Below are 11,779 nucleotides of genomic sequence, written 5' to 3' on the forward strand. Positions count from 1 at the left end.
CGGCGCCGACCGCGTGCTGACGCTGGACCTGCATGCCGGGCAGATCCAGGGCTTCTTCGACATTCCCGTCGACAACCTCTTCGCCGCCCCGCTCTTCGCCCGCGACATCCTGGAGCGCTACAAGGGCAGGGGCAGGGGGCGGGCGCAGCTTCCAGGCGCCGCGCAGCAGCAGCACGCTGCCGGTCGGCGCCTGGCGGATCGCCGCCGGCGGGTCGTGGCCGGGGGCCAGCCATTGCGTCGCCGGGCCGCGATAGGTGCAGAGCAGGGTCAGGCCCGGCCCGCTGTCCCGGAAGCCGGGGGCGGGCTCGGCGGCGGGCGCCTGCAGCCGGGCGCGCAGCCGCGGGGCATTGCCCAGCCCCGCCAGCAGCAGCGCCAGCCCGCCGAGCTCGCCGAGCCAGGCCTCGGTCAGCGGCCATCCCTGAGTCGCGCCCTGGGCCAGCAGCGACTCGAGCAGGGCCATCGGCGTGCCCTCGGCCTCCAGCGACGCGCCGGGCCTCCGGATTTCTCGCATGCCGCGACGAAGCCCGGCGGGCAGCGGCCGGGCCCACAGCAGCAGCCCGACCTCGGGGCGCAGGAATTCGCCCAGCACCGCCGGATCGCGGCCGGCGACCACGCTGCGGCGGGGCGCGGGGCCCCAGGATGCTTCGCTGAACAGGGTCATGCAGACGTTATGATATAACATAACAATTGACGCAAGCGGCTATGGCGCCGGCGCCACGGCGCCCGGGAAACGCCCGGAACAGCCGCGGCGCAGCCCGGAATCGCACGCGCGGCATGCCGCGGCGCCGGCTCAGTGATGGACATCGGATCGTCACGTTGCTACCACCCGCCCGTCCCTCGCCGGGCCACTCTGCGCCCCCCCGACCTGCGGCAGGGCCCTGCTGCCCGGAGATGCCTCGCCCCATGAAGATCGTCGCCTGCAACAGCAACCGCCCGCTCGCCGAGGCGGTCGCCGCCGCGCTGAACCTGCCGCTCACCCAGGCCTCCATCCGGCGCTTCGCCGACATGGAAGTCTTCGTGGAAATCCATGAGAACATCCGCGGTGAGGATGTCTTCGTGGTGCAGAGCACCAGCTACCCGGCGAACGACAACCTGATGGAGCTGCTGATCACGCTGGATGCGCTGAAGCGCAGCTCGGCGCGGCGCGTCACCGCGGTCATCCCCTATTTCGGCTATGCCCGGCAGGACCGTAAGTCCGGCCCGCGCACGCCGATCAGCGCCAAGCTGGTGGCCAACCTGATCACCGAGGCCGGCGCCGACCGCGTGCTGACGCTGGACCTGCATGCCGGGCAGATCCAGGGCTTCTTCGACATTCCCGTCGACAACCTCTTCGCCGCCCCGCTCTTCGCCCGCGACATCCTGGAGCGCTACAAGGGCCGCGACCTGATGGTCGTCTCCCCCGATGTCGGCGGCGTCGTCCGCGCCCGGGCCATCGCCGCGCGCCTGCACACGGACCTGGCCATCATCGACAAGCGCCGCCCGCGCGCCGGCGTCTCCGAGGTGATGAACGTCATCGGCGACGTGGAAGGCCGCGATTGCATCCTGGTCGACGACATCGTCGATTCGGGCGGCACCCTGTGCAACGCGGCGGAAGCCCTGCTGAAGAACGGCGCCAAGTCGGTCTCGGTCTACGTCACCCATGGCGTCTTCTCGGGTGGCGCGGTGGCCCGCATCGGCGCCGCCAATATCGAGGCCATGGTGGTCACCGACAGCATCCAGGCGACCGAGGCCGTCCGCGTCTCCTCCAACATCCGGCAGCTGACCATCGCGCCGCTGCTGGCCGAGGCGATGCGCCGGATTTCCGAGGAAAGCTCGGTCTCCACCCTGTTCAACTGATCCCGGGGGGCGGCGCGATGGGCCTGATCCTGCGCGCCGCCACCGGGGCCGACCGCGACGCCCTGGTCGAGCAGTTCCAGGGCCTCAACGTGCATGAGGACGGGATCACCGGCGACCGGCGGCGCGACCGGGACGCGGCGATCGCCTCGCTCGAGGCGGCCGATGCCAAGGTCGCCCGCAGCCAGGGCCATGCCCTGGTCGCCGAGCAGGATGGCGCCGTCATCGGCCATTGCTACCTGACCTTCGAGCGCCACCCGCCCTATGTCACCGAGCGCGACTACGCCTATGTCGCCGAGCTCTATGTGCGGCCGGAGGCGCGCAGCCAGGGGCTGGGCCGCGCCCTGCTGGCCGAGGCCGAGCGCCTGGCCCGCGCCCGCGGGATGAAGCGGATGCTGATCGGCGTGGTGATCGGCAATGACCGTGCCCAGGCCGCCTATCAGCGCTTCGGTTTTTCCCCGTATACGACCGAGCTGATCAAGCCGCTCGACTGAGGCTGTTCCGCAAGCTGGCGGGCAGTTGCCGCGCCGACTTCACCCGGGCCAGGGGCAGTTCGTCGGTCGCCGCCGGCGTGTCGCCATGGAGTGCCACGTATTCCGGGAAATTGTCGAAGCGGGCGCGGGTGACGTTGTCGACGAAGCTCTCGGCCGCGGCGCCCTCGGCCAGCACCAGCGCGTGCTTCGGCAGTTCCAGGTGGTGATAGGTGAAGCGCGGCGCCGGCTGCGTCACCCGGGCGATGCCGGGCTGGCCGACCAGCGCGCCCGCCTGGACCAGCAGCCCCTCGACCAGCAGCGCATGGTCCGGCGAGACGAAGAGGTCGCGCCGCGGCAACCCCTGGCCCAGGGCCCCGGCGCCGATCCGCACCGGCCAGGCGCGGGCGCGATCGGCGAAGGCCGCGACCACCGTCTGCCGCCCGATCCAGCGGATCGGCAGCGCCTCGCCGGTGGCGGTCAGCACCCGGTCGCCGATGGAGAGCGTCTCGATGGCGCGCTCGCCCTCCGGCGTCGCGATCCGCGTGCCGGCCAGGAAGCAGGTGGCGAAGCTGTCGGACCGGTTCGGGGTGATGCTGCTGCCCTGCGCATAGGCGGTGTTCGACAGCAGGACGAAGCTGATGCCGTCCGCCCCGGCCGACACCAGGACCCCGTCGCCGAAGGAGCCGGCATAGATCGCCGGCTGCGGCGATTCCGGTGCGCTGGCAAAGATGATGTCGATATTCTCGTCGACGGCGAAATTGTCGCTGGCGCCATCATTGTCGGTCGTGGTGGCCGCCTGCGCGAGCACATTGGTGATCGTGTAGCTGGTGCCATCGAAGGTCACGGTCGCGTAGTAGGCGGTCGCGTAGGTGGCCATGCGTCGTCCTTCCTGCGGAAAGCTCCGCACCGGTTCCATCAGCACGGTAGTATGTTAATCATAGCTTGAACATGGCGATTCCTCCGCCGCGCTCCCGGGTCGACTCGCGCCGCCGCCGGCGGTAACCATCCGCCCATCCCGCTGAGGTCAGGAGCCGCGCTGTTGCCCGACACCCCGGAACCGGTGCGCTACGTCGCCAAGAACATGCGCCTCGACCTGCGCCTGATCGCCGAGATGATCACCCCCGAGGCCCGCATCCTCGACATCGGCTGCGGCGACGGCGCGCTCCTCGAGCACCTGACCCGGGAAAAGCGCGCCGACGCCCGCGGCATCGAGATCGACATGGCCCAGGCCACCGCGGCGGTGGCGCAAGGTCTGGCCGTGATCCATGGCGACGCCGACAACGACCTGGCCTTCTACCCCGACGACGCCTTCGACTTCGTGGTCCTCTCCCGCACCATCCACGCGGTCGAGAAGCCGCGCGAGGTGCTGCGCCAGATGCTGCGCATCGGCCGCCACGCCGTCATCTCCTTCCCGAATTTCGGCCATTGGGAAGTGCGGCTGCGGCTGATGCTGACCGGGCGCATGCCGATGACCGAGACCTGGGGGCGGCCCTGGTACGAGACGCCCAATATCCACCCCTGCACCATCCTGGACTTCGTCGACCTCTGCGAGCGCGACGGCTACGCCATCGAGCAATGGCTCGCGATCGACGAGAAGGGGGCCAAGGCGCCTTGGAAGGAATCGGTGAAGCTCGCCAACTTCTTCGGCGAGCAGGCGCTCTTCCTTCTGAAGAAGAAAGATCAGGGGCGCCGCCCCTGAAACCCCGCCGGGGGCATTGAATGCCCCCGGACCCCCACGTCAGCTCATCGCGCCGCGGGCCGCAATCGGCCACAGGCACTCGACCCGGCCGCCACGCACGCCGACGAACCAGTCGTAGCGATCGATCGTCGGGTCGCAATGGCCGGGCACCAGCCGCAGCTTCTCGCCCAACACAGGCGCGACGCCGTCCTCGACCTTCAGGTTGCCATGCTCGTCGGACGCCCCGACATAGCGCAGCCCGGGGCGCTGCCAGGGCCTGGCGAAGCCGCTATCGGTCGGCAGCGCCTTGTGGCCGGCATCCAGCACCGCGAAATCGGCGCGCGGCCGGCTCATCACCTGGGCCAGCACGAACAGCGCATGGCGGAACGGCGGCGCCTCCTCATTGGCGGCGTAATCGGCATCCATGAAGGCATAGGAGCCGGCCTGGATCTCGTTATAGACGCCGCTGGCGGCCTCGTGGCGGAAGGTGCCGGTGCCGGCGCCGCCGATGATGGCGCAGTCCAGCCCCTGCTGGCGCAGCTGCTCCACCGTGCGGCGGGTCTGCTCGATGGCGTGGCCGATGGCCTCGGCCCGGCCGCCAGGGGTGCGGATATGCTGCGCGCTGCCGTGATAGGCCTGCAGCCCGCCGAAGATCAGATGCGGGCTGCGGGCGATGCGCTGGGCCAGCGCCACCGCCTCCGGCCCGGGTGGCACGCCGCAGCGGCCGGCGCCGACATCGATCTCCACCAGCACCGTCATGCGCAGGCCCGCGGCCTCGGCGGCCTGCTCGATCAGCGCCACGGCGTCGTGGTTGTCGGCGCAGAGCGCCATCTTGCTGAGCCGGGACAGCGCCGCCAGGCGGGCCAGCTTCTTCAGCGAGACGACCTCGTTGCTGACCAGGATGTCGGGCACGCCGCCCCAGGCCAGCGCCTCGGCCTCGGCGACCTTCTGCACGCATTGGCCCACGGCGCCGCGGCGGATCTGCTGCAGCGCCACGATCGGCGACTTGTGGGTCTTGGCATGGGCGCGCAGCTTGGTCCCCGTTGGCGCCAGGAAGCCGGCCATCGCGTCCAGATTGGCCTCGAAGGCGTCGAGGTCGAGGATCAGGGCCGGGGTGTCGACCTCATCCTCGCGCATGCCGGGTTCGGCGGGGGGACGTTGCAGCATGGGCCAGCCTCGCGAAAAGAAGCGAAGGCTAGACCCGCCGCGGGTGGACGGCCAGGGGCTGGGCGCCCCTGGCCTGCTTGGTCAGTGGCCGGCGTTCTCGCCGGAGAAGTCCGGCGCCTGCAGGCCGGAGGCCTCGACCTGCGTCGCGATGTCGCGCTTCAGCCGCTCCAGCCCTTCCTCGGTCTTGGCCTCGGCGCGGGCCACCAGCACCGCCTGGGTGTTGGAGGCGCGCAGCAGCCACCAGCCATCCTCGGTCAGCACGCGCACGCCGTCGACGTCGTTGACCTTGGCGCCGGACTGGGCCAGCCGCTCCTTCACCTCGGCGATGACGCCGAACTTGCGCTCGTCGGGGCAGTCGAAGCGCAGCTCCGGCGTGTTCAGCACCTGCGGCAGGCCGGCCCGCATCTCGGCCAGCGACTGGTCGGCGCGGGCCAGGATGCCCAGCAGGCGGATCGCGCCGTACAGCGCGTCGTCGAAGCCGTACCACTTGTCGGCGAAGAAGATATGGCCCGACATCTCGCCCGACAGCGGCGCGCGGGTCTCGGCCATCTTCGCCTTGATCAGCGAATGCCCGGTCTTCCACATCAGCGGCGTGCCGCCGGCCTTGGCGACCTCGTCGAACAGCACCTGGCTGGCCTTGACGTCGGCGATGATGGTGCCGCCCGGATGGTTCTTCAGCACGTCGCGGGCGAGGACCACCAGCAGCTGGTCGCCGAACAGCATGTTGCCCTCGCCATCGACCGCGCCGATGCGGTCGGCGTCGCCGTCGAAGGCGATGCCGAGATCGGCGCCCTGCTTCTTCACCTCGGCGATGATCTGCGCCAGGTTTTTCAGCACGGTGGGGTCGGGGTGATGCGCCGGGAAGGTGCCGTCGATCTCGCCATTGATGATGGTGTGGTGGCCCGGCAGCTTGGCCACCATGCGCTGGGTGATCTCGGCGCCCGAGCCATTGCCCGGATCCCAGACCACCTTCAGCGCGCGCTCGCCGCCGTCGTAATCCTTCAGCAGGCGGGCGAGATAGGCGTCGGAGACATCGACCTTGGTCGAGCTGCCGGAGGCCTCGGCCACCACGTCGCCGGCCTCGGCCATGCGGCCGATCTCCTGGATCTGCTCGCCGAAGAAGGGCTTCTTGCCCAGCATCATCTTGAAGCCGTTGTAGTCCGGCGGGTTGTGGCTGCCGGTGACCATGGCGGCGCCGTCGGCGCCGAGCTCATAGGCAGCGAAATACAGCATCGGCGTCGGGCCGCAGCCGACGCGGGCGACCTCGAGGCCGCAGGCGACCAGGCCCGCGACCAGCTGGGCCTCCATCTCGGGCGAGGACAGGCGGCCGTCATAGCCGACCGCGACCTTCTTGCCGCCCTGGCGCACGACGATGCTGCCGAAGCAGCGGCCGATGGCGAAGGCATCCGCCCCGGACAGGGTTTTGCCGACGATGCCGCGGATGTCGTATTCGCGCAGCGAGGTCGGATGGAACGCGTGGTGGAAAGCAGGCATCCAGGTGTTCCTTCAGGAAATCAGGGGCGGCCGATCGAGGAATAGTCGAAGCCGGCCTCGCGCATCGCCTCGGGGTCCCAGACGTTGCGCAGGTCGCAGATGACGCGGCCGGTCATCGCGGAGCTCAGCTTCTGGGGCGCGATGGCGCGGAACTCGTTCCACTCGGTGATGAGGACGAGGGCGTCGGCATCCTTCGCGGCATCCAGCGCATTCGTCGCCCAATGCACGCCGGCCGGCAGCGACTGCTTGCCATGGGCGGGCTGCGGGTCATAGGCGCGGACGCTGGCGCCGGCGGCGATCAGGGCGGGCAGGATGACCAGCGACGGCGCGTCGCGCATGTCGTCGGTCTCCGGCTTGAAGGTCACGCCGAGCACCGCGATGGTCTTGCCGGCGACCGAGCCACCGCAGGCGGCGATGACGCGCTCGGCCATCTGCGCCTTGCGGGCCTCGTTGGCGGCGATGGTCTGCTCGACGATGGTGGCCGGCGCGCCCAGCTCCTGCGCGGTGCGGGCCAGCGCCAGCGTGTCCTTGGGGAAGCAGGAGCCGCCATAGCCAGGCCCCGCATGCAGGAACTTGCGGCCGATGCGGCCGTCGAGGCCCATGCCGCGGGCGACATCGTGGACGTTGGCGCCGGCCTTCTCGCAGAGATCGGCCATCTGGTTGATGAAGGTGATCTTCACCGCCAGGAAGGCGTTCGCCGCATACTTGATCAGCTCGGCGGTCTCGAGCGCGGTGGCCAGCACCGGCGTCTCGATCAGGTAGAGCGGGCGGTAGAGCTTCTTCAGCACGGTCAGCGCGCGCTCGGAATCGACGCCGACGACGACGCGATCAGGGCGCATGAAATCGCCGATCGCATTGCCTTCGCGCAGGAATTCCGGGTTCGAGGCGACCTCGATCGCCAGGTCCGGCCGCGCCTTGCGGACGATTTCCTTGACCTTGCGGCCAGTGCCGACGGGCACGGTCGACTTGGTGACGAGGACGATCGGCCCCTCGGCAGCGAGAGCGACCTGCTCGGCGGCGGCGAAGACGTAGGAAAGATCGGCATGCCCATCGCCGCGCCGGGTCGGGGTGCCGACGGCCAGAAAAACCGCCTCGGCGCCGCGGACGGCTTCCTTCAGGTCGGTGGTGAAGGTCAGCCGGCCCTCGGCCACGTTCTCGGCCACCAGCTTGTCGAGGCCGGGCTCATAGATGGGGATGCGGCCCTCGCGCAGCGCCTCGATCTTGCTGATCTCGGTGTCGACGACGCAGACATCGGTGCCGAACTCGGCGAAGCAGGCTCCGGAGACGAGGCCGACATAGCCGGCCCCGATCATGGCGATGCGCATAGGGCCGCGGCCTCAGACGTATTTGGGCAGGAAGTCGTGCACGGCCTGGGCCAGGTCGGGCCGCTGCAGGGCGAAGGCGATCTGCGCCTCCAGGTAGCCGATCTTGTCGCCGCAATCGAAGCGGCGGCCTTCGTAGCGCAGGCCGTGGAAGGGCTGGGTACCGATCAGCTTGGCCATGGCGTCGGTCAGCTGCACCTCGCCGCCGGCGCCCTTTTCCATCAGCGCCAGGAAGGGCAGCACCTCCGGCATCAGCACGTAGCGGCCGATGACGGTCAGGTTGGAGGGGGCGACCTCGGGCTTCGGCTTCTCGACCAGGCCCTTGACCGAGACCAGCCGGCCCTTGTCCTCGGCCACGTCCAGCACGCCGTACTTGTTGACGCGCTCCATCGGGACTTCCTCGATGGCCACGACATTGCCGCCGGTCTCGTAATAGGCCTCGGCCAGCTGCTGGGTGCAGGAGGTCTTGCACAGCATCAGGTCGTCGGGCAGCAGGATGGCGAAGGGGTCGTCGCCGATGAAGCTGCGGGCGCACCAGATGGCATGGCCCAGGCCCATCGGCACCTGCTGCCGCACCGTGGTGATGCTGCCCGGCAGCTGCGACTGGCGGCGCAGGTCCTCCAGGATGTCGTGCTTGCCGCGCTCGTGCAGCGTCCGCTCCAGCTCATAGGCCACGTCGAAATGCTCGACGATGGCGGTCTTGCCGCGGCCGGTGACGAAGCAGAACTGGTCGATGCCGGCGGCCCGCGCCTCTTCCACCGCATACTGGATCAGCGGCTTGTCGACGACCGGCAGCATTTCCTTGGCCAGCGCCTTGGTGGCGGGCAGGAAGCGCGTGCCGAGGCCGGCCACGGGCAACACGGCCTTCTTCAGGGGTTTCGTCATACGGCAGGACTCCTGGCTAAGGTCGCGGCATCCCAGCACGGGGAAACGGCGGAATCATGGCTGCTCGGCGCAGAATTGCCATGCCGTTAACCTGCCGGCAATTCATGCAACCGCGCCAAAACGATGAACTTCGCCCGAGCAGAAGCTTATCCGCGGCCTCCGGTTGCGAGGTGGCGTGAAAAAACCGGGGGATAACGGTCGCCGCGGCCAGAAGATCAGCCGGCGCTGAAATAATCGACGCCGATTTCATCGCAGAGGCGGCCAGCCTCGATTCGCTGCGCTGCCGGCATGAAAAAGCCCCCGGAAGCGGATGCTCCCGGGGGCGGGCCGGCCCGGCCAGGGGGCCGAAGCTCAGGCCTGGGCGGAGGCCAGCGCCGTCAGATTGGCGATGCCGCGGGCGGTGACGCTGGGCACCAGGACATGGATCGGCTTGGCCATGCCCAGCAGGATAGGGCCGAGCTGCAGCCCGTCGGCCGCCGCCTTGACCAGGTTGTAGGCGATGTTGGCCGCATCCAGGTTTGGCATGACCAGCAGGTTGGCCGATTCGGTCAGCGGGCTGTCATGCACCGCCCGGTCGCGGATCGCCGGGACCAGCGCCGCATCGGCATGCATCTCGCCATCCACCTCGAGCTCGGGGGCGGCGGCGCGGATCAGCTTCAGCGCCTCCCGCATCTTCCGGGCCGAGGGCGCCTGGCTGGCGCCGAAGGACGAATGCGACAGCAGCCCGACCTTGGGCACCATGCCGAAGGCGCGCACCTGCTCGGCCGCCAGCAGCGTCATCTCGGCCACCTGCTCGGCGGTCGGATCGACCAGCAGGTGGGTGTCGACGAAGAACAGCGTCCCCGCCGGCAGGATCACCCCGGTCAGCGCATAGACCCGGCTGGCATCGGCGCGCTTGCCGATGACGTCATAGGCCTGGTGCCAGGTGCGCATCCACTCGCCCTGGCCGCCGACGATGGCGGCATCGACATGGCCGGCCTCCAGCAGCAGGGCGGCGGCGACGCTGGGGCGGGTGCGGACGAAGCGCTCGCAGGCATCGGGCGGCACGCCGCGGCGGCCGACCTTGCCGCGGAACAGCTCGACCAGCGGCGCGAACAGGGCGTGGTCCTCGGTCGGGTCGACGACGCGGACGCTCTCGGTCAGGTCCATGCGCAGGCCCATGGACTTGACCTTGGCCTCGATCACCGCGCGGCGGCCGACCAGCACCGGCTCGGCCATGCCGTCATCCAGCACGGACTGCACGGCGCGCAGCACCCGCTCATCCTCGCCCTCGCCATAGGCGACGCGCTTCGGCGCCTTGCGGGCGGCATGGATCACCGGGCGCATCAGGTCGCCGGAGCGATAGACGAAGCGCTCCAGCGTCTCGCGATAGGCGACGAAATCGGTGATCGGCCGGGTGGCGACGCCGCTGTCCATGGCGGCGCGCGCCACGGCCGGCGCGATCTCCAGGATCAGCCGCGGGTCGAAGGGCTTCGGGATGATATAGTCGGCGCCGAAGATCGGCGCCTGGCCGCCATAGGCCGCGACCACCACCTCGGAGGCCTCGACGCGGGCGAGGCGCGCGATGGCCTCGACGGCGGCGACCTTCATCTCCTCGTTGATGGTGGTCGCCCCGGCATCGAGGGCGCCGCGGAAGATGAAGGGGAAGCAGAGGACGTTGTTGACCTGGTTCGGGTAATCCGACCGGCCGGTGGCCACGATCGCGTCCGGCCGCGCGGCACGCACCGCCTCGGGCAGGATCTCCGGCTCCGGGTTGGCCAGGGCGAGGACCAGCGGCTTCGGCGCCAGCAGGGGCAGCCACTCGGGCTTCAGCACGCGGGGCGCGGACAGGCCCAGGAAGACATCGGCGCCGGGCAGGGCGTCCTCCAGCGTGCGCTGGTCGGTCTGCCGGGCATAACGGTCCTTGTAGGGGTCCATCAGCTCGTTGCGGCCGATATGGACGACGCCCTTGATGTCGGTGACCGTGATGTTCTCGCGCTGGGCGCCCATGGCGACCAGCAGGTCGAGGCAGGCCAGCGCCGCGGCGCCGCCGCCCGAGGTGACGATCTTGGCCTCGGCGATCGACTTGCCCTGCACCAGCAGCCCGTTGCGCACCGCGGCGGCGACGATGATGGCGGTGCCGTGCTGGTCGTCGTGGAAGACCGGGATCTTCATCCGCTCGCGCAGGGCGCGCTCGATCTCGAAGCACTCGGGGGCCTTGATGTCCTCGAGGTTGATCGCCCCGAAGGACGGCTCGAGCACGGCCACGGCCTCGATGAACTTCTGCGGGTCGCGTTCCTCGACCTCCAGGTCGATCGAGTCGATCCCGGCAAACTTCTTGAAGAGGACCGCCTTGCCTTCCATCACCGGCTTGGAGGCCAGCGCGCCGATGGCGCCGAGGCCGAGCACGGCCGTGCCATTGGTGATCACCGCGACCAGGTTGCCGCGGGTGGTCATCTCATAGGCGGCGGCGGGGTCGGCAACGATGGCCTCGCAGGCGGCAGCGACGCCGGGCGAATAGGCCAGGGCCAGGTCGCGCTGGGTGGCCATGCGCTTGGTCGCTTCCACGCTGAGCTTCCCGGGGCGGGGAAGCCGGTGGTAGTCCAACGCGGCCTTACGAAAATCCTCGTCCATAGGCACCTCCGTGCCCCGGACGATGACGGAGCCGGCGGCGGCCCACAAGGGACCTGGACCGGATGGCAAGCGGGGCGATTAGGAAAAATATGCGGCCAAGAAGATTCGAACTTCCACGGGGTTGCCCCCACCAGCACCTCAAGCTGACGCGTCTACCATTCCGCCATGGCCGCACAATGGTAAGGTATCGACAGGGACGGGCGTATAGCGAATGAACGGCAGGGGAGCAACGGGCCGTGGCAAAGTTCCGGTGGATATTTCGCCGGAATCTGCCATCTCGCGCGGCATGACGCGTGAATGCCCGCCCGCCGCCC

Annotated in this window: 9 protein-coding genes, 1 tRNA gene and 2 pseudogenes; 4 read left to right on the forward strand and 8 right to left on the reverse strand. The window is 69.7% G+C overall.

Annotated features, from left to right (window positions below; translation table 11 throughout):
• A pseudogene (locus GVN67_RS25095) lies at positions 1-130 on the forward strand (phosphoribosylpyrophosphate synthetase); the annotation flags it as partial.
• Between the two features lie 81 nt (positions 131-211).
• Here GVN67_RS25095 and GVN67_RS30205 read toward each other — a convergent pair.
• Positions 212-682: pseudogene (locus GVN67_RS30205) on the reverse strand (DUF1826 domain-containing protein); the annotation flags it as partial.
• Positions 683-903: 221 nt separating this feature from the next.
• Here GVN67_RS30205 and GVN67_RS25100 point away from each other — a divergent pair.
• Both GVN67_RS25100 and GVN67_RS25105 read left to right on the forward strand, forming a co-directional pair.
• Positions 904-1,836 (forward strand): ribose-phosphate pyrophosphokinase, encoded by a 933-nt coding sequence (locus tag GVN67_RS25100; RefSeq protein ID WP_160000055.1) that lies wholly within the window; start codon positions 904-906, stop codon positions 1,834-1,836.
• A 17-nt stretch (positions 1,837-1,853) separates the two neighbouring features.
• On the forward strand, positions 1,854-2,327 hold the full coding sequence (locus tag GVN67_RS25105) for a GNAT family N-acetyltransferase (protein WP_160000056.1): 474 nt from the start codon (positions 1,854-1,856) through the stop codon (positions 2,325-2,327).
• Here GVN67_RS25105 and GVN67_RS25110 read toward each other — a convergent pair.
• The gene (locus GVN67_RS25110) at positions 2,311-3,183 is read right to left on the reverse strand and encodes a Hint domain-containing protein (protein ID WP_160000057.1); all 873 of its coding nucleotides are present in this window, start codon (positions 3,181-3,183) and stop codon (positions 2,311-2,313) included. The genes GVN67_RS25105 and GVN67_RS25110 overlap by 17 nt on opposite strands.
• Before the next feature lie 204 nt (positions 3,184-3,387).
• Between GVN67_RS25110 and metW the strand changes: the two genes are divergently transcribed.
• Positions 3,388-4,005 (forward strand): methionine biosynthesis protein MetW, encoded by a 618-nt coding sequence (gene metW, locus GVN67_RS25115; protein WP_160000063.1) that lies wholly within the window; start codon positions 3,388-3,390, stop codon positions 4,003-4,005.
• Positions 4,006-4,044: 39 nt separating this feature from the next.
• Here the strand turns inward: metW and GVN67_RS25120 are convergent, their stop codons facing one another.
• The 6 genes from GVN67_RS25120 to GVN67_RS25145 form a co-directional block, all read right to left on the reverse strand.
• A complete protein-coding gene (locus tag GVN67_RS25120; protein WP_160000058.1) occupies positions 4,045-5,151 on the reverse strand; it encodes a DSD1 family PLP-dependent enzyme in 1,107 nt (368 codons plus the stop codon).
• Positions 5,152-5,232: 81 nt separating this feature from the next.
• Positions 5,233-6,645 (reverse strand): phosphoglucomutase/phosphomannomutase PgmG, encoded by a 1,413-nt coding sequence (pgmG, locus tag GVN67_RS25125; RefSeq protein ID WP_160000059.1) that lies wholly within the window; start codon positions 6,643-6,645, stop codon positions 5,233-5,235.
• A 20-nt stretch (positions 6,646-6,665) separates the two neighbouring features.
• Positions 6,666-7,970 carry a UDP-glucose/GDP-mannose dehydrogenase family protein gene (locus GVN67_RS25130; RefSeq protein ID WP_160000060.1) on the reverse strand — a complete coding sequence of 435 codons (1,305 nt, stop codon included), beginning with the start codon at positions 7,968-7,970 and terminating at the stop codon, positions 6,666-6,668.
• 12 nt (positions 7,971-7,982) lie between these two features.
• Complete coding sequence (gene galU, locus GVN67_RS25135) at positions 7,983-8,852, reverse strand: UTP--glucose-1-phosphate uridylyltransferase GalU (protein WP_160000061.1); 870 nt, start codon at positions 8,850-8,852, stop codon at positions 7,983-7,985.
• Positions 8,853-9,203: 351 nt separating this feature from the next.
• A complete protein-coding gene (locus tag GVN67_RS25140) occupies positions 9,204-11,465 on the reverse strand; it encodes an NADP-dependent malic enzyme (RefSeq protein ID WP_160000062.1) in 2,262 nt (753 codons plus the stop codon).
• A 90-nt stretch (positions 11,466-11,555) separates the two neighbouring features.
• Positions 11,556-11,638: transfer RNA gene (locus GVN67_RS25145), tRNA-Leu, on the reverse strand.
• Positions 11,639-11,779 lie beyond the last annotated feature (141 nt).

It is taken from the genome of Roseomonas sp. 18066 (assembly GCF_902706185.1).
GTDB lineage: Bacteria > Pseudomonadota > Alphaproteobacteria > Acetobacterales > Acetobacteraceae > Pseudoroseomonas.